At 59.2% G+C, this 17000-nt stretch carries 16 protein-coding genes and 2 pseudogenes; 4 read left to right on the top strand and 14 right to left on the bottom strand.

Features of this window, described 5'->3' with window-relative positions:
- On the bottom strand, positions 1-666 hold a 666-nt coding region (locus HMPREF3167_RS05350), incomplete at its 3' end, for a type I restriction-modification system subunit M N-terminal domain-containing protein (protein WP_148132395.1).
- A gap of 321 nt (positions 667-987) precedes the next feature.
- Between HMPREF3167_RS05350 and HMPREF3167_RS05345 the strand changes: the two genes are divergently transcribed.
- Positions 988-1572: a hypothetical protein gene (locus HMPREF3167_RS05345; protein ID WP_070445896.1), complete on the top strand. Its 585-nt coding sequence runs from the start codon at positions 988-990 to the stop codon at positions 1570-1572.
- A gap of 331 nt (positions 1573-1903) precedes the next feature.
- Positions 1904-2086 (top strand): hypothetical protein, encoded by a 183-nt coding sequence (locus tag HMPREF3167_RS05340; RefSeq protein WP_049050027.1) that lies wholly within the window; start codon positions 1904-1906, stop codon positions 2084-2086.
- On the opposite strand, the gene HMPREF3167_RS05335 is transcribed toward HMPREF3167_RS05340, so the two are convergent.
- From HMPREF3167_RS05335 to HMPREF3167_RS10185, 7 genes and pseudogenes are all read right to left on the bottom strand, one after another.
- A complete protein-coding gene (locus HMPREF3167_RS05335) occupies positions 2080-2463 on the bottom strand; it encodes a hypothetical protein (protein ID WP_016663416.1) in 384 nt (127 codons plus the stop codon). The two genes, HMPREF3167_RS05340 and HMPREF3167_RS05335, sit on opposite strands and share 7 nt — an antisense overlap.
- 838 nt (positions 2464-3301) lie before the next feature.
- The gene (locus HMPREF3167_RS05325) at positions 3302-4894 is read right to left on the bottom strand and encodes a type I restriction enzyme subunit R domain-containing protein (RefSeq protein ID WP_007000778.1); all 1593 of its coding nucleotides are present in this window, start codon (positions 4892-4894) and stop codon (positions 3302-3304) included.
- A gap of 248 nt (positions 4895-5142) precedes the next feature.
- Positions 5143-5496: pseudogene (locus HMPREF3167_RS09965) on the bottom strand (type I restriction endonuclease subunit R); the annotation flags it as partial.
- A 12-nt stretch (positions 5497-5508) separates the two neighbouring features.
- Complete coding sequence (locus HMPREF3167_RS09960) at positions 5509-5667, bottom strand: hypothetical protein (RefSeq protein WP_197408654.1); 159 nt, start codon at positions 5665-5667, stop codon at positions 5509-5511.
- A gap of 211 nt (positions 5668-5878) precedes the next feature.
- The gene (locus tag HMPREF3167_RS05320; protein WP_070445893.1) at positions 5879-7249 is read right to left on the bottom strand and encodes an MFS transporter; all 1371 of its coding nucleotides are present in this window, start codon (positions 7247-7249) and stop codon (positions 5879-5881) included.
- Positions 7236-8090, bottom strand: a complete 855-nt coding sequence (locus HMPREF3167_RS05315; RefSeq protein ID WP_007000783.1) for a siderophore-interacting protein — start codon at positions 8088-8090, stop codon at positions 7236-7238. Before HMPREF3167_RS05315 ends, HMPREF3167_RS05320 begins: the two co-directional genes overlap by 14 nt.
- A 203-nt stretch (positions 8091-8293) precedes the next feature.
- On the bottom strand, positions 8294-8494 hold the full coding sequence (locus HMPREF3167_RS10185) for a M20/M25/M40 family metallo-hydrolase (RefSeq protein ID WP_007000784.1): 201 nt from the start codon (positions 8492-8494) through the stop codon (positions 8294-8296).
- A 98-nt stretch (positions 8495-8592) separates the two neighbouring features.
- On the opposite strand from HMPREF3167_RS10185, the gene HMPREF3167_RS10055 reads away from it, so the two are divergent.
- Both HMPREF3167_RS10055 and HMPREF3167_RS09950 read left to right on the top strand, forming a co-directional pair.
- The gene (locus tag HMPREF3167_RS10055) at positions 8593-8739 is read left to right on the top strand and encodes a hypothetical protein (protein ID WP_244899252.1); all 147 of its coding nucleotides are present in this window, start codon (positions 8593-8595) and stop codon (positions 8737-8739) included.
- Between the two features lie 23 nt (positions 8740-8762).
- Entirely contained in the window at positions 8763-9101 is a 339-nt protein-coding gene (locus tag HMPREF3167_RS09950) for a hypothetical protein (protein WP_068539482.1), read from the top strand.
- 251 nt (positions 9102-9352) lie between these two features.
- Here HMPREF3167_RS09950 and HMPREF3167_RS05300 read toward each other — a convergent pair.
- The 6 genes and pseudogenes from HMPREF3167_RS05300 to nrdI all read right to left on the bottom strand — a co-directional run.
- Positions 9353-10036, bottom strand: a pseudogene (locus HMPREF3167_RS05300) (type I restriction-modification system subunit M); the annotation flags it as partial.
- A 432-nt stretch (positions 10037-10468) separates the two neighbouring features.
- Entirely contained in the window at positions 10469-11338 is an 870-nt protein-coding gene (locus HMPREF3167_RS05295) for an Abi family protein (RefSeq protein WP_070445891.1), read from the bottom strand.
- A 222-nt stretch (positions 11339-11560) separates the two neighbouring features.
- Positions 11561-12781, bottom strand: a complete 1221-nt coding sequence (locus HMPREF3167_RS05290) for an ATP-binding protein (RefSeq protein WP_070445899.1) — start codon at positions 12779-12781, stop codon at positions 11561-11563.
- A gap of 215 nt (positions 12782-12996) precedes the next feature.
- The gene (gene nrdF, locus HMPREF3167_RS05285; RefSeq protein ID WP_016664111.1) at positions 12997-14025 is read right to left on the bottom strand and encodes a class 1b ribonucleoside-diphosphate reductase subunit beta; all 1029 of its coding nucleotides are present in this window, start codon (positions 14023-14025) and stop codon (positions 12997-12999) included.
- Positions 14026-14139: 114 nt separating this feature from the next.
- The gene (gene nrdE / locus HMPREF3167_RS05280; RefSeq protein WP_016664110.1) at positions 14140-16314 is read right to left on the bottom strand and encodes a class 1b ribonucleoside-diphosphate reductase subunit alpha; all 2175 of its coding nucleotides are present in this window, start codon (positions 16312-16314) and stop codon (positions 14140-14142) included.
- Positions 16311-16820, bottom strand: a complete 510-nt coding sequence (gene nrdI / locus HMPREF3167_RS05275; protein ID WP_016664109.1) for a class Ib ribonucleoside-diphosphate reductase assembly flavoprotein NrdI — start codon at positions 16818-16820, stop codon at positions 16311-16313. Before nrdI ends, nrdE begins: the two co-directional genes overlap by 4 nt.
- Positions 16821-17000: the final 180 nt, after the last annotated feature.

Genomic DNA, 17000 nt, shown 5'->3' with positions numbered 1-17000 from the left:
GAATACGGTGTTGTATCCACCGAGCGGGTCGTAGACAGCCCGCGAGGCACCGTCCTCAGTCAACCCAACGTCATCCGACGCGAAAAGAATGTCCACCATCAAACGGATAGCGTCTCGCGGGGTATAGAAAGCACCGGCCGCTTTACCCTTCGTGTCGAAGGACTTATACATGATGTGTTCGAACAGGTCGCCCATCTGTGTATCAGGCAGCGCTTCTATGCTCATATCGATGCCTGCGAAGTGCTTGACTGCCTGCCACAAGCGGGAAGCGGAGTCGAGGGTCTTCATCCGCACATCGAAATCGAAGGCATCCCAAATGTCACGGATCGACGACGAAAACGAGCCAACATACTCCATCAACGACTCATAGACATGGTCATCAAGTTGCGCAATGCGCGTCAGATCCAGCCGCGACGAGTTATAGAACGACAAGTCAAACTTCTGCTGCACCTGCCAGTCGATCATCGCATCGCTATACCCCTCCGATTGGAGCTGCGACACTAGGTCAAGTACATCGTTCTTGGTCGGCGCGAGAATACATTCAAGGCGCCGCAATACAGTCAACGGAAGAATGTAGTCCCCGTAATCCTCAGGCTCCACAATGGAGCGCAGAAATTTATCAGCTGTATTCCAAACAACAGTCTGATAAAACGCGGTTGAAGTCATTCGGGGACGCCTCCTTGGGCACTCAAAGGGGTATGCGTCCACATTAACTGGGAGAACAGCGAAAGGGTAGGAGGCTCGCTACCTGTTGGTTCCTGGCGGAGCTACGCCGCCGCCCCACCAGCGACCCCGGGTTCACCTGCCGTTCACCGACGGTCGCTGACCAGTTCACCATGGGCGGCTAACGTGATCTCAAGAAGGTACTTTCTTTGGCCTTGGCGTTAGATTTCTGCAGTTCCACCAGCGAAAGCGGTGACTGCACCGAAGATAAAGGACGTCGCTGTGACAACCTCACCAGAAGCACCGAATACTTCGAAAACTCCGATGGCTCGCAGGCTTCTCAAGAAGGTCCCGCCTCAGATCCGAGTTATCTTCGTCGTCCTCGGATTACTCCTGATCTTCGGGCTGTTCTCCCTAGGGATGCAACTGTTCATGCTCCTGGTCGTAGTGATGTCGGAAGTGCCGTGGGTCGCATCAGGGATTCTCCTCGGGATCTTCCTCATACTGCTCCTCCCAAGCAAGGGGTGGACCGTGTTCGGTACCCTCCTGTTCATAGTCGGGGCCATCGTCAGCGCGATCGCGGACGTCCCTGGCAACCCGATCTACAACGCGCCGTTTGAGGCACTGTTCCTCAACGAGGGCGAATACCTCTCCGCTAGCGTCATCATCGAGCACCCCACCCAAGGCGAAACAGCCGTCACCGGCGACAACATCATCGTGGACACCGACGGAAACAAGCTCCGCGACATCAACGACTTCCTCACGTTCCTCTACCGCCTGGTTCTGTATTCCGTCATCTACGGCGTACTCATCACGCTGCGCGGCTTCCTCGCGAAAATGAAAACCACATCCACGAGCGCCTCCCCTCGCAAGAAAGGGAACGACGAGGCTCACCTCAAGACGCCTTAGGCACGTCGGCGGCGCATCACCAACAACAACGCCATGCCCGCCACAACAGTCACAGCCGCAAGCGCGGCAGGCACAACCTCTGCACCCGTGCGCGCCAGCGCTCCCCCGCTCGATGCAGTGCCTGCGTTATCGGTTCCACCAGCGTCCGATGGGGTGCTTGCGTTATCGGTGCCGTCAACGTTGTCGGTGGCGTCCGGTTGCGCTGGGTCGGCTGGCTGCCTGCTGGGGTTTTGTGTTTGCGCTGGTCAGGTCCACGTCGTTAGTGCCATGAGGGCCACCATTGTCGTGGCTGTCATATCTCTTGTGGGATTTTTGTGGGATTCTGGCCCCCATGGTTTTTCTTGACGATGCTGACACCTACCCCGTCGTCGATCAGGAGCGTGTGCCGGCAGAGGAGTGCGGAATTCTCGGGGCGGCGCAGCAGGCGCCGCGGGAACTGCGCATCGAGCACTCGACGATCCAGCTCGAACACCCCGGGCAAGTCGAGCACGAAGCGGTGTGCGGGGATCAGTAGAAGGCCACCTCGGCGCCCCCGTACTCCACGACGGTGTAACCCTCGGTCTCGGTGGCGGCGAACTGCAGGCCCCGACCGTGCTCACGATCCTCCGCCAGCCAGAAGGACACCCCGAAGCGCCAGCGTTCCAGGGGTTCGGACAGCACGCACACGCTGGTCAGCTCAGGTACCTCACCGTCCGGAAATTCCTCCCGGATCCGCTCCCGTGCTACCGCCAACCACTCCGGTGCCTCTTCGAGAGCCTCAGCGATGCGCGCCGTCATCTCCGGTGACAGGGGAACGTAAGCCGCATCGAGGTCATCGGAGAGGATGAGGCGGACCTGCCACTCGCCCGGAATCTCGACGAGCGTCTCGAAATCGTGGAACTCGTAGTTCATGGTGTCTAGTGACCGCGGATGGCGGTGTCCTCCATCATCTCGACGTCATACTGCGAGATCTCGGCGGCCGGGGGCGGTGCGCAGGTCGCCGTGGAGGTCCTCGCACTCCAAGACGGCGTCCGCGTCCACAGGCTCCCGCAACCGGTTGCTTCGGGATCCCCGAAGGTGGCATTGACTTGTCATGGGGTGATCTTTGGGGCCACAAATCCGTCAATGAGCGGCCCCGACCAGGAGCCCACATTCCAGACACTTTCCTCGATGAATTGGAAGAAAATGGATGTAAGGCTCTCGTTGAAGGCCGCGATTGGTCCTGTGAGCGCACTCGCCATGATAGGGCTTCCCTTGTGATGAAAACGGTTTGCCGTACTTGTGTTTACAAGAATATAACCGCTCAGAGATTAGGTGGCTGCCCTTAAAGCGCAAGATTTCTCGAGCGATTGTCATGGGCGGTTACCCCTGGAGAGCCTTTTCCGTTTTGTGTTTTGTCTGGCTCGCTATTCTGGCGGGCAAGATCGAAGCCGTCCCCATGAGAGGGCAATGACAACAGCACGTGAATAGCCTCCTCGCTAGTTGAACCAGTCAGGCAGCTAAATCGCAGTTCGCGCGCGTTTGTATCCCTCGTGCTATGAAAGTTTCGCATAACCGGTCACGTTGGATACAAGACCCTGGTGCGGAGTGGTGCTATCCGATAGCGCCGAGACCGGCTATGAACTGGGAATTCGTACCGTCGCCGTCGTTTGGAGATTAGGCTGCTTAACCGTTGAGTGTCCGGCACGCCGCTACCCCGGCTGTCTTCCGTAGAGGGGTGAACCAGTCGGGATTTCGCGCGCAGCAATTGCTACTCCTGGTCGACGTCATCCTCTTCATCGTCTTGAGGCTGTGTATCCTTCTCAGCCTGGTGGCGAAGCTCCCAGTAAACAAGGTCGGAGATCTCTTTAATGATCTGGCCCTTACGATGAGCGCTTTCGAAGAACTTCTCCATGATGTTTTGCTGGGAGTCCTGGTGATCGAGCACCGCATTCGTGACGGCAGTTTCGATCGTCTGCGACTCACGAAACTGCTCCTTGGTGTTTGCGTTGACCTGATCCTTAATCTCTTCATTCTGAACCAGAATCGTGACGACGCCCTGTCCCCAAGACTCCACTGAACCAGGGTCAAACTCTTCGTCCTCAAACAGGGAATTGATGTTGTTCAGGGTTTCTTCCCAGGCCACCAGGTGCGGGTCGCGCGAACGTCCACCGCCAACTCCCATCGGGTTGAGCTTCTCGCCGTCGCCGCCGAGTGAAATAGCTCCTTCGCTCTGGCGCGTCTGCTTGATGAGGGTGAGCTCGATGTTGTTAAAGTCCAGCTCTTCTGGAGTCTTGCGACCAGTAAGTCGCGGTCGTAGTAGCCGGAGGAACAGGGCGAGGTTCTCGAGGTCGGTGTCCTGATAGTCGACAACCTGAGACAGGAAATCGTAGAGGCGCACGAATGAGCCAACGTCCTTGCGGAAGAGGTCAAGCTCGTCAATCTCGGCCTTTGTGTTGTCGGCCAAGGCTGCGACGTAGTGGTCATTGAACCGATCAGCGGCTTGCTTCAGCGGTGCAGTGTGCTTACCGTGCTTCTTCTCGATGATGAATGCCTGCGCGAAGGCATCCACGTCATCCTTCGTATAGATCCCGGCAATTTCAAGCTTCCGCGCAAGGTCATGCACGAGGTCTGGGTCGGTAGTTTCAATGATTTCGGCAGTGCGGTAGTACGGCAGGAGTGCGTCACGGATCGTGTCCGTGTCGTTGACGAAGTCAAGAATGTACATGGTGTCTTTACCCTTCGACGGCAGGGTACGGTTCAGACGGGAAAGCGTCTGGACCGCTTCGATCCCGTCAAGGCGTTTGTCCACGTACATCGCGAACAGCAACGGCTGATCAAAGCCCGTCTGGTACTTGTTGGCAACAATCAGAACCTGGAACTGATCGCCCGCGAACGCCTGTGGAATCCCGCGCCCGCGCAGGTCAGGGTTCATGTTCGTTTCTGTATATGGCTCCTGCACTCCGGGCACGAAATCATCAATCTGCTCAGCGGTTAAGCTTCCGGAGAGCGCCACCAAGGTTCCCAATGGGTAATTGTGTTTCTCAACATAAGCATCGATTGCCATCTTGTACTTCAGCGCAGCGGCTCGGCTCGAGGTCACCACCATCGCCTTAGCGTGTCCATCGAGGAGCTCAGCAACATTCTCGCGGAAATGCTCGACGATGATCTGAACCTTCTGAACAATGTTTGCCGGATGCAGACTCACCCACCGCATGAGGCTCTCTTTCGCGGTGCCCTCATCGACGAGATCTTCACCACCAACAGCACCACCAGCTCTCTGAGCGAGCTGGAAAGCCGTCTCATAAGTCGTGTAGTTACGCAGCACATCAAGGATAAAACCCTCCTCGATGGCCTGCTGCATCGTGTACACGTGGAAAGGCTGTGGCAACCCATCCGCACCAGGGCGCCAAACATCTCCAACGACTTGCCCTTCGGCGTAGCAGTAAATGCATGGAGCGAGATGTTCTGAGCTGTCGCCCGCGCTGCCATCTCACCGGCAAGCACGTCCTCGACGCTTACCTCGCCACCGCCCTCGAGGGCTTCGACCTCTGCTTGTGAAAGAACCTGTCGCAGCTTCTGAGCACTTGTACCGGTCTGAGATGAGTGCGCCTAGTGCGCGATTACCGCAAACTTGCGATCCGCGAGCCCACCCTGCTGCGCAAGCGCCTCAAGCACTAACGGGAAAGTCTGGAACGTGACGATGATGATGAGCTTGCCGCTACTCAGTTCCTTGGCTAACAGGTCCGATTTTGAGGTAGCTGACGCTTTACAAACCTCGTCAGCGTTAATCGTTTCGACCAAACCCCTCGTGCCCTCAATTGCCTTGATTGCCTTCTGAAGCTGGTCATCGAGCACGGTACGATCTGTCACGACAATCACCGAATCAAAAGTCTTCGAAATATCGGCGTTGTGGAGGTTCGCCAGCCCGTGAGCCAGCCACGCGATCGAGTTCGTTTTTCCTGATCCTGCAGAGTGCTAGATCAGGTACTTACTACCCGCCCCCTCAGCGCTCGTGGTCTCGAGCAAACTAGTGACGGCCTCCCACTGGTGGAAGCGCGGGAAGATGATCTGCCTACTACGCGAGCGAACACCAGTGATTGGATCGACCTTCTCAGTGATCTGCAGTTGTATCACTAGGACTGGCTCACCGGACCCAATCCGGGCTACGGCTTTGCCGGCGGGACCTATCCGTCTTCCACGCTGACGGATGAGGACCACATCGAGGCGATCCGCGACTTCCTCGCCGAGATCGACCCGGAGACCGGTTACCTCTCAGACGACTGAAGCCTCGGCCGGCACGACTTGGCACTGCACCCCGCCGACGGAACACGCGCAAGCGCCGGGTTCAGCGTTCACGTTCCTCCCGGTCAGGTGCAGTCGCGCTGAGAGCGGTGCTGACGACCGATTCGGGCCCCGCAGCGGCCGACTCGACCGGCAGCACGGCGCGACCGGCGCCGTGGTTGAGCGTCTGCGTCCGGTATCGCCGCTGGTGCCACACGGTCAGTGCCGCGCCGATGGCGTAGAGGATGCTCGAACCGACGAACACCGACACGTAGCCCAGCTGGCCGGCCACAGACAGGGAGACCGCGCCAGCGCCGAAGGACACGAGCATGGCGAACGAGGCGAGCGTGGTGTAGTCCGACCCAGCGCTGCCCGGACGCGAGTAGTCCATGTTGATCGAGTACACGATGATGGAGCCGGCGGTGTAGCCGAGGAAGAACACGATCGTCACCGCGACGATGTAGACCGTGGATGCTACACCCGAGATGACGGGGAGGAACGCGACCATTCCGATAACCGCCAGTGCACAGCCGACCAGCAGGACGCGCTCCCTGCCGAAGCGCTGGATCAGCACCCCTGTGCCGAGGGCGGCAGCTGTCCCGCAGACACCAGCGAGCAGCGTAGTCAGGGTGGCTGTCTCTTCGGCGCTCCAACCTTGGTCGATGAGGCTCGGGGTGATGAGACTGTAGCCTGCAGTGAGGCCCATCCACGTTATCGGCACCACAAGCAGCATCCAGATCCCCGCGCCCCGCTGGCGCACCACCGTCCAGATGGTGTTCACCGAGATCCGCGCGGCCCGCGCCTCGGCGCTGGCTGGGGGTTCAGGGCTCACGGCGATCAGCAGCGTCGGCAGGAGGGTGAGCACAGCAAGAGTCGCGAGGACGGCGAACCAGCCGGCCCACCCGTAGATCACGGTCGTGAGTCCGCCTCCGACGATGAGGCCGATGTAGCTCCCGGCAACCTGGACGCCGTTGGCGAATCCGCGTTCATCACTGCGGATCGAAGAGATCGCCAAGGCATCGGCCGCTACGTCCTGCGTCGCCGAGAGGAGGATGTAGACGGCGGCCAGCAGCAGGAAGACCCCGAACTGTGCGCGCACATCCGGCAGGCAGGCGATGACCGCAAGGACGCAGGCGAGAAGCGGCTGAAGAACGAGCAGCCAGCTGCGGTAGTGGCCCCCGGCCCGGTTGCGGCCGAATCGGTCGACCACTGGTGCCCACAGGAACTTCACCGCCCAGAGCATCCCCAGGGCACTCACGGCTGCCATCGATTCGAGTGCGACCCCTTTCTCGCGGAGGATAGCCGTAGCGCCGGTCATGAGGAACCCGATGCCGAAGTACTGGGAGGCATACAGCGCAAGAAGCAGCAGGAAGCGCCGTTCGCTGAGCCGGGTTTTCGAGGATCCGTTGCGGATTCGTGTGTCAGAGGCGCGCACGACCAACTTTCCAGAAGCCCGAGCTCATCACCTGACGGCGGGGGACATCGCATTCCTTGACCAGGAAGCGCCGTCCGAGCGCGGCAGTCTTGGCCTCGGCACACACCCATCCGTAGTCGATCCTGCCCAACTGCTGCTGGCCGAGTTCAGCGGCGAGCGCAGAACCGGGGTCGTCTCCACCGCGGCACACGACGGCGATGCCGGCTTCGCGCGTACCCGGCAGGACATGGTCCTCGCTCGGCACCTCGACGATCGCACTGAAGCGCAGCTCGGGGTCCGATTTGTGAGCGGAGAGGATTTCGAGCACACCGGGAAGACCGGTCTCATCGGCGATCAGCACGTGGTGCCCGACATCGGGAGCACTGCCGTAAGGCGCGGTCTGAAAGCGCAGGCCGACCGGATCGCCAGGTTTCACCCGTGTGATCCAGCGGGCGCCGGGACCGTCGTGTCCGCGGCTGACGATGTCGATGTCGATCTCAGCGAGCGCCGCGCGATGTTCGCGCACTGTGTACCACCGCAGATCGGGGCGGGAGGCCTCCGGAATGCGCGAGAGAGTCGATCGTGGGTTGAGACCTGCGTAGTCGGGCATCTGGAGGCCCTGCCCGGGCGGCGGCATGAAGAGACCCACATACTCATCCGGACCCATCAGCGCCACGTCTGAGATCTCCGAGGCTGTGATCGTGACGCGGCGGAACGCCGGCGTCAGGTCGGTGACGGCGGTGACGCGAGCGGAGAACTGGGGGCAGTGGTCGCGCTCCGGTGGCAGCGCCATGGACCGCGAGTAGACCGCACGGATCGTCGACTTCGCGGTGCTCTCAAGCAGATTGCCTCGTTTGGACATGTAAGCCTTTCTTAGGTTAGCCTAACCTTAAGAGGGATCCTACACCGGCACCCACGGCGATGTCGACGCGACCGCGAGCAGCTTCTGGCGCTGCCTGGACAAACGGAATCCCGGAGGCCAGCAGCCTCCGGAAGAAGCAGGAAGCGGCGAGGGTGCACCTCGCCGCTTCCGCATGTCGTTCTGTTCGAGCCCCTATGCCAGCATCAGCCGTTCCCGGCCTCGGCCACCACCGCGGGATCTGTCACGATCCGTCGCAGCACCTCGGTGAGGTGGTCGAGACCGGCGAGCAGGTCGTCGTCCTTGGTGAACTCGTTGAGGTTGTGCGAGACGCCTTCGAAACTCGGCACGAACAGCATCACCGTCAGCACAAGGTCCTTCATGTTCGTCGAATCGTGACCGGCCACGGTCAGCACCTCGCCATGGGACAGGCCGAATGCCTTGGCGACGGAACGCGGTGCCCTCCGGCTGGTAGGGGTTCTGGTCCCAGGCGTGCTCGTGGACGATGTCGATCTCGACAGCGACGGTCTCCTCCACCTCGGCGATGCTCGTCCGCAGCTTCGCAGCCGCGCTGTCGATGACCTCCATGCTCGGTGAACGCAGGTCGAGCAGGATGCGGGCCTCGCTGGCGACGACCGGGGAGTTCGGGTAGACGGTGATCTCACCGACCGCGGAATGCAGAACGCCCTCTTCGTAGTCGTCGACGAGCTCGCGGGCGGCAACGATGAGCGTGGCCGCCCCGAGCAGCGCGTGACGCCGTCCTCGTCCATGTTGCTGGCCCTGCTCGACGTGGATCTCGGCATACGCGGCCAGGTCGAGTTCGACCGGCCCGAACTGGTTGCCGATCTCATCGCGGACGACCTTCATCCCGTGGCGCTGCAGGAGCTCTGCGAACCAGCGGCGCTGCTGGCCGTCGGGCTCGGTGGCCTCCTGCCGGTCGACCCCGTGGGTGCCGGGCACCGCACCGAAAGTGCAGTGGACGTTCCAGTCGGCGAGGAATGCCTCAGCCTGTGACGTGTGTGTCATGGTCGGTCTCCGTTCATTACCCCGGCCGGCACCTCCGGGGAGGGGGGCGCGCAGCGTCGGGTCGGTGATGACGTGCAGCAGTGCACCGGTCGGGCTCATCAATGCCCGTTCGACAGTGTCGACGATCTCATCGGTCGAGCGCACGGTTTCGCCGTGCAGACCGTAGGACTGCGCTATGAGCGCGAAGTCCGGGTTCGTCAGTAGTTCGCGCGCGTTTGTATCCAGCGTTGCATGAAAGTTTCATACACTCGGTTCACACGCTTCTTACCGTCAATGGCGATGTGGGCGAGCAGTTCTGAAACCTCTTGCGGGGTGTAATACTCGCCCCCGGATTTACCGGCGTTGGAGGCGTACATCTGCATGAGGAACTCATAAGCGTCGCCGAACAGGTCAATGGAGTTGTCTGCGTACTCACCGCCGAGAGGGAGATCCCCAATCGCGTTTAACAGCTTCACGAGTTTTGCGTTTCGCTGCGCAACGGTGTTGCCAAGGCGTGAGTGGTTGACCTCGAAGTCGTCAAACAGACCTTTGATGTCGTGTTCGCTTCGGGCCCCCACCGCAGAAGCTTCGATGTCTCGGAACACCGCCTCGAGAGTTTCGTTGAGGTTCGGGTCGTTTTCTGCTCGCTTCCTGACGTTTTCGAACAGTTCGGACGGCAAGATGAAAAAGCCCTTGTCGTTGACGATGCTCGGACGGGCGAACTCTGCGTCTTCGTCAGAGAGCTTTGCGTAATCAAAGTTCGGATCGCCGGCTTCGCGCTCACCCTTGTTGATGAACGCGGTGAGGTTTTCCGAGATGAAACGATAAAACAGTGCGCCGAGCACATAGGATTTGAAGTCCCAGCCGTCAACTGATCCGCGTAGATCGTTCGCGACCTGCCAGATGGTTTTGTGGAGCGCGGCACGCTGCTGCTCTTTGTTCATCCGTGAAACTCCTTGTCACAGTGCTTGGCTGCGGAGGTTGTTCCGCGCCTTATGGTTCCGAACCGGGAACCATAGAACTCACAGTAGCCCGCAGCACTGACATTCGTACAGATCCACGCCGCCCCGCGGTCTACTCTGAAATGCGGTAGGCCTTGGTATAGCAATTGCTTCTGTAGCTGTTTTGTCGCTCGTCGATGTGGCTTGTCATCAAGCCTCACCATGTGCGACTAACTCTTTATGGGCAGAATAAGCGCCAAGACTACGCCAGGATTCGTGGGCCGCTTGATCCATTTGTTGAGGTGTTCAACCTCAACCCTTAGGGATGGCGAGGAAGCCACGTTCTAGCTACTGGAGACTCCATTCCAGTCATCAGGGAAACCCATCTCGTCGATTTTCCGTAGTTCCAGGGGCTCATATTCCTCCGCAATCAGTCTATGAATTTTTTACCCAGGTGGATCCCGGAGAGACGCTCCGAGGCATGAATGCTATGGCAGTGAGAGCGCCGAAGAGCCGTTCACTTTGCCCCTTCGGGAGACAAGACAGTTCTTGTATCGTTCGGAAAGCATTCGTCGCTGCCGGGGTGAAGTGGCGGTTCCATACGCGGCCGTGATGTGCACCTGTGTTTCGCAGAACGGTGAGTTGTTCGCACCATCGAGCGAGGGGATCTTGGTTGTAGTAGCTCTTCTTCTGCTTAGAGTTCAATCGATCGACGTCGCCAAAGAAACCGAAACTGTGTGCAATACTCCGCTGATCATCAAGAGTGAGGCCATCAAAGAGGATGGAAATATCGGAAAAATCAAGGACATCAGCAAGAACCCAGAATGGGTAATCCCCGTAGTTGACACTGTAGTGAGCCACAGCGCGGTTACGTTTTCGCTCGCGATCCACACGCTTCTCAGCAGTCTCTAGCCAGTCTTGATGCCGGAAATCCTCACGAAAGATACCTGGATCTTTGTAAGATAAGGCTCCTTTCGCGACGAGTAGTTCGCCGATCCGTGCACGTAGCGCAACCTCAATCCGCTCAATCCCATCGTAAATAAGTGTGCGCATTTTACGGTCGAATTCGTAGAGAGCGACTATTTCTTCGAACTTCGTGCCTCGCACAAAGCTGTCGGCGCGTTGCGGCTGTTTGGGGTCTTCAGGCTCTGGGAGAATCCGGTAGGCGTACCAATACCCGGACAGCCTGTAGTAAGAGACGCTAGACAGCCACTGCCTTGCTAGGGATTCGTTGAGCTCCATCCCTCGTGAGCGCATGAGGGCAATCTGCACTTCAACCGTGGTGGGATTTTTGATCTTCTTCATCGGGTTTTCATGCCTCGAAAGAAATCCAGCCCGTCTCCAACCTGATGGTCGAAGCGGGCTGAACGATTACCTAAATAATGCCACGGCCCCAGCGCGTTGGGTGGCCTCATTTGGCTACAGGAGCATGACGGCTAGATCGAGAAAAACAAAGACCGGCCCTGGGCTCCCACCAAAATGGGTAGCGGTACCGGTCATGTTGGTATTCAGGCTAGGCGATGACACCTAGCTGTGCAACGGTGAGGGCTCGACAAGCCACTCGATAATGTTTTTGTGTTGGATCCCGTCGCGGCTCATGTCGAACTGGTCCATGCTCAGCACGGTTTTCGGGAAGTTGTCGGTAACCCCGCGAAAGGCACCGAACTCGCGGTCGACGGTGTTTTGACTGCCGAGCAGGTAACTCACCTGGAAGTACTCAGTGTCGGAACCTTTGCGGGCGATGAAGTCAATCTCGCGCGCGCCGGCTCTTCCGACACTTACCTCGTACCCGCGCGCAAGCAGCTCCACGCACACGATGTTTTCGAGGGTCAGCTCAATGTCGGCCTGGTTCGAAAGGCCGAGCGTTTCACGAAAACCGTGATCCACCGCATAGTACTTCTCAGTTGCCCGAAGCCTCGCCTTCCCCGCAATGTCAAAGCGCGGAACCCGATAAATCAAGAAAGCGTTCACGCAAAACTCAAGGTAGTTCAACACGGTATCAACCGAAACGGTGCGCCCCTCGCTTTTGAAAAAACGCACCAGTGACTGCGCCGAGAAGGTTTTTCCAATATTTGCGAAGCAGTAACCGACGATGCGGTGAAAAATGTCGACGTCGCGGATCTGGTGATACTCAATCACGTCTTTGAGCACAACCGAGTTGTACACCGAGTCAAGGTAGTCGAGCGAGGGTTCCCGGTCGAGGTTGAAGTATTTCAACGCCGGGAAACCGCCGAACTGCACAAAGTGCTGGAAGCGTTCGCTCAGTGTGCGGTCGCTTTGGCGGTGCAGCTCGACAAATTCCGCAAACGAAAACGGTTGGATCAAGAACTCAACGTAGCGACCGGCAAGATGTGTGGCGAGATCACCGGAAAGCATGCGCGAATTCGACCCGGTGACATAGATATCTGCGTCATAGTCGACGCGGATCGCGTTGATGGCTTTCTCCCAGTCGGCGACCTGCTGAATTTCGTCAAAGAAGAAATACGCGCGGGTGTTTTTGTTGAGGTTTTCGGCTTCGATGCGCCGTAGCAGCGCCGCTGCGTCTGTGATGTGAAGCCCGTCAGCGGACTCAAAATCCATCGCAAACACTTGTGGATCAGCGCTGCCCGCGCGAATCACTTCTTGCAGCTGCTGCAGAATCGTAGATTTGCCGCAGCGACGCACACCGGTGAGCACCTTCACGAGGGGTTTGTCGATAAAGGGCTGGATCCGCGAAAAGTATCTCGGGCGTTCAATGATTCTGTCCACCACAAACCTCCCTGTTTTGTCGAGTATAGTCGACAAGCTGCTACTTTGCGGAGGTTTTGTCGATCATAGTCGACAAGAATCGCGCTGGCTCGGGCACAAAACAGCGCACCGCGGGAAGGTTGCCGGCGTGTGCCAGCGTCCAACCCGCGGTGCGCTATTCGGACGGTGCGGCCCGAATCGAGCCGCTGAGCCCTCGAGCCGTTACGCCCTTGAGCCTAGAAGTCCCAGTCGTCGTCGGTGGTGTCTTCGCCCTTACCGATGATGTAGCTCGATCCTGATCCACTGAAGAAGTCGTGGTTTTCGTTGCTGCCAGGTGACAGCGCCGCGAGAATCTCAGGGTTCACTTCGGTCTCTTCAGCGGTAAACCGCGACGGGTAACCGAGGTTCATCAGCGCCTTGTTCGCGTTGTAACGCACGAACACGGCAACGTCGTCCATCAGGCCGAGCGGCTCGTACAGCTCACCCGAGTACTGCAGCTCAAGCTCGTAGAGCTCTTCCAGCAGGTCGAAGGTGAACTTGCGCATCTCTTCCTGACGCTCTTTGCTCTGCGTCTCGAGTCCGCGCTGGTACTTGTAACCCGAGTAGTAACCATGCACTGCCTTGTCACGCAGAATCAGGCGGATCATGTCTGCGGTGTTCGTCAGCGTCGCGTGCACCGAGAAGTGCAGCGGCAGGTAGAACCCTGCGTACAGCAGCAGCGACGACAGCAGCGTCGAAGACACTTTACGCTTGAGCGGATCATCGCCGTAGTAGTGGTGCAGCACCTTCTTGCAGCGTTCCTGCAGCAGATCGTTGGCAACTGCCCAGCGGTAGGCGTCGTCGATTTCCGGGGTGCTCGTCAGCGTTGAGAACACCGAGGAGTACGAGCGGGCGTGCACCGACTGCATGAACGCAATGTTGGTGTAGACGGCCTCTTCGTGTTCGGTGCGGGAGTCTTGGATCTGCACGATCTCACCGACAGTTGCCTGCACGGTGTCGAGCATGGTCAGACCGGTGAAGACGCGCATCGTGAGGGTGCGCTCTTCCTGGGTCATTTTCTGCCACGCGGGGATGTCGTTTGACAGCGGCACCTTCTCTGGCAGCCAGAAGTTCGCGGTCAGACGGTTCCACACCTCGAGGTCTTTGTCGTCGGTGACGCGGTTCCAGTTAATGGGGCGCAGCCGCGCTGCCGGGTCGTGGCGGTACGACGGCGGGGTGACCGAGATCTCTTGCAGCGGGCGGTCGGTGTTCAACGGATCAGTCATAGTTCAATAAAGCTCTTTCACTAGTGGTGTCTGGTGGTCAGTGCGCGGAGTGCGCGGACGGCGCGCGGTGCGCCCGCGCGCGCAGCACGGGCGCACACGCGGGCGCGAACGCGACTACAGCGCGCAGGAAACGCAGCCTTCGATCTCGGTTCCCTCGAGCGCGGGCTGGCGCAGGCGGATGTAGTACAGCGTCTTGATGCCCTTGCGCCACGCGTAGATCTGCGCGCGGTTGATGTCGCGAGTGGTCGCCTCGTCTTTAAAGAACAGCGTGAGCGACAGACCCTGATCCACGTGCTTGGTCGCAGCAGCGTAGGTGTCGATGATCTTCTCGGCGCCGATTTCGTAGGCGTCTTCGAAGAACTCGAGGTTGTCGTTTGTCATGTGCGGAGCCGGGTAGTACACGCGGCCGAGCTTGCCCTCTTTACGAATCTCAATCTTCGAGGCGATCGGGTGGATCGAAGCCGTCGAGTTGTTCACGTAGCTAATCGACCCGGTCGGTGGCACCGCCTGCAGGTACGCGTTGTAGATACCGTGTTCGCGGATCGACTCGCGCAGCTGTTCCCAGTCCGCAACCGTCGGCAGCGCAACTCCAGCCTCGGCGAAGAGCTCACGCACCCGCGCGGTTTCTGGCACCCACTCCTCGGCCGTGTAACGGTCGAAGTAGCTGCCGTCAGCGTAGTCGCTCTTCTCGAAGCCCGCGAAGGTCGCACCGCGGTCAATCGCCAGCTGGTTCGAAGCGCGCAGCGCGTGGTAGGTCACCGTGCGGAAGTACGCGTCGGTGAAGTCAATTCCCTCTTCGCTGCCGTAGTGGATGCGCTGCGAAGCGAGGTAGCCGTGCAGGTTCATCTGGCCGAGGCCGATGGCGTGTGACGCACGGTTACCCTCGGCAATTGACGGCACCGCCTGAATGTCGGTCTGATCCGACACACTCGTCAGCGCCCGCACCGCAATCTCAACGGTTGCGCCGAAGTCCGGGCTGGCCATTGCCTGCGCAATGTTCAGCGAGCCGAGGTTGCACGAAATGTCGTGACCGATCGTCTCGTACCCGATTGCGGCGTCGTACTCAGAGGCGGTGTTCACCTGCAGAATCTCCGAGCACAGGTTCGACATGTTGATGTGCCCCTCGAGCGGGTTCGCACGGTTCACAGTGTCTTCGAACAGCACGTACGGGTAGCCCGACTCGAACTGCAGCTCAGCGAGGGTCTTGAAGAACTCGCGCGCGCTGATCGTGGTCTTGCGGATCCGCGGGTTCGCGACGAACTCGTCGTAGCGCTCGGTGATTGACTGATCCGAAAGCGGAATACCGGTTTCGCGAAGCACATCGTAGGGGCTAAACAGGTGCATATCTTTGTTCTGCTTAGCCAGTTCGAAGGTCACATCCGGAATCACAACCCCAACCGACAGGGTCTTAATGCGGATCTTCTCGTCAGCGTTTTCACGCTTCGTGTCGAGGAACCGCATAATGTCGGGGTGGTGCGCGTGCAGGTACGCAGCGCCTGCGCCCTGGCGAGCGCCGAGCTGGTTCGCGTAGCTGAAGCTGTCTTCGAGGATCTTCATCACGGGAACAACACCGGAAGCCTGGTTCTCGACCTGCTTAATCGGGGCACCCGCCTCGCGGAGGTTTGACAGCAGCAGCGCCACACCGCCGCCGCGCTTGGACAGCTGCAGCGCAGAGTTAACGCTGCGGCCAATCGATTCGAGATTGTCTTCAACGCGCAGCAGGAAGCACGACACGAGCTCGCCGCGCTGTTTCTTACCCGCGTTCAAGAACGTCGGAGTTGCCGGCTGGAAACGGCCCGAGAGGATCTCGGTGACCGTCTTCGAAGCCAGTTCCTCGTCACCCTGACCGAGGAACAGCGCCGTGGCAACAACTCGCTGCTCGAAGTTTTCGAGGAAGAGGCTGCCGTCGAAGGTTTTCAGCGCGTAGGAGGTGAAGAACTTAAACGCACCGAGGAAGGTCTGGAACTTGTGCCCGAAAGCGTCGGCCTGTTCGTGGAGGCGCTCGACGAAGTCCTTGTCGTAGGCGCGCAGGTATTCGGCTTCGTAGTACTCGTTTTCGATCAGCCACTCCAGGCGTTCCCACACCGAAGCGAACTGCTTCGTGTTCGGGATGACCTGCTGGTTCAGGTAGGCCTCCGCCGCTTCGTGATCCTTGTCAAACTGGATCGACCCGTCCGCCGCAAACAGGTTCAGCTGGGCGTTGAGCGCGTGGTAGTCCTTCCGCTCGCCGACCCCGCCAACCCGTGCAGTGTTGGGGGTGGTTGTTTCTGATGGTGTGGCGATCGTCATGCGACGTCCTCCTCATTTGCTTCTGCTTCTAATGTGTTCTGTCGTGCCCAAAATTCGTCTAAACCAGCCTTGACTCGAGCAACGTCGCGGTTGGTGCCAAGAAGTTCAAAGCGGTACAGCTCAGGAACTTTGCACTTGGCTGAGATGATCGGTCCTGCGATGCAGTAGTGCTCACCGAAGTTGGTGTTCCCCGCGGTAATCACGCCGCGGATCAGCGCGCGGTTTGCAGGATCGTTCAGGAACGTAATCACCTGCCGCGGCACCGCCCCGGCCTGCGCTCCGCCGCCGTAGGTCGGAACCACGAGCACGTAGGGCCTGGTCACTCGGATCATTCCCTCTGTGCGCGGTCGGAGTGGGATCCGCACCGCCGGGCGCTCGAGCTTCTCGACGAAGCGGAGGGTGTTCTCCGAAACGCTCGAGAAAAACACCAGGTCAGGTGAATCTTGCCCCTCGAGCACTCGCACCTCCGCGACGCTTCGTGTTCGGCCTTCCCTGCGTTCACTCATCAGCATGTTCTCCTCTCAGCATTTGCACCTCAGCAATCCCACCCCTACATCTAGTCCTGACCCACGTTGCGGGCACCACATATAGTGTTTAGCACGAATAATCTCACAAATCTACGACACGCCGAAGTACAGACTACGTCATACCGAACCTGGAGTGCTCTAGGTTTTTAGGTCCAGGTG

Source organism: Trueperella sp. HMSC08B05 (genome assembly GCF_001808405.1).
Lineage (GTDB): Bacteria > Actinomycetota > Actinomycetes > Actinomycetales > Actinomycetaceae > Trueperella > Trueperella bernardiae.
The sequence above is the reverse complement of the archived record's forward strand: the minus strand, read 5'-3'. Positions and strand labels throughout refer to the sequence as shown.

Bases quoted from the DNA above. Each gene is read 5' to 3' on its own strand.
- nrdI (WP_016664109.1), bottom strand. From the start codon at position 16,820: ATGAGTGAACGCAGGGAAGGCCGAACACGAAGCGTCGCGGAGGTGCGA.
- HMPREF3167_RS05340 (WP_049050027.1), top strand. From the start codon at position 1,904: ATGGTTTTTCTTGACGATGCTGACACCTACCCCGTCGTCGATCAGGAG.
- HMPREF3167_RS05335 (WP_016663416.1), bottom strand. From the start codon at position 2,463: ATGAACTACGAGTTCCACGATTTCGAGACGCTCGTCGAGATTCCGGGC.
- HMPREF3167_RS05295 (WP_070445891.1), bottom strand. From the start codon at position 11,338: ATGAAGAAGATCAAAAATCCCACCACGGTTGAAGTGCAGATTGCCCTC.
- HMPREF3167_RS05345 (WP_070445896.1), top strand. From the start codon at position 988: ATGGCTCGCAGGCTTCTCAAGAAGGTCCCGCCTCAGATCCGAGTTATC.
- nrdE (WP_016664110.1), bottom strand. From the start codon at position 16,314: ATGACGATCGCCACACCATCAGAAACAACCACCCCCAACACTGCACGG.
- nrdF (WP_016664111.1), bottom strand. From the start codon at position 14,025: ATGACTGATCCGTTGAACACCGACCGCCCGCTGCAAGAGATCTCGGTC.
- HMPREF3167_RS10055 (WP_244899252.1), top strand. From the start codon at position 8,593: ATGTCGATCTCGACAGCGACGGTCTCCTCCACCTCGGCGATGCTCGTC.
- HMPREF3167_RS05325 (WP_007000778.1), bottom strand. From the start codon at position 4,894: ATGCAGCAGGCCATCGAGGAGGGTTTTATCCTTGATGTGCTGCGTAAC.
- HMPREF3167_RS09950 (WP_068539482.1), top strand. From the start codon at position 8,763: ATGCAGAACGCCCTCTTCGTAGTCGTCGACGAGCTCGCGGGCGGCAAC.
- HMPREF3167_RS05315 (WP_007000783.1), bottom strand. From the start codon at position 8,090: ATGTCCAAACGAGGCAATCTGCTTGAGAGCACCGCGAAGTCGACGATC.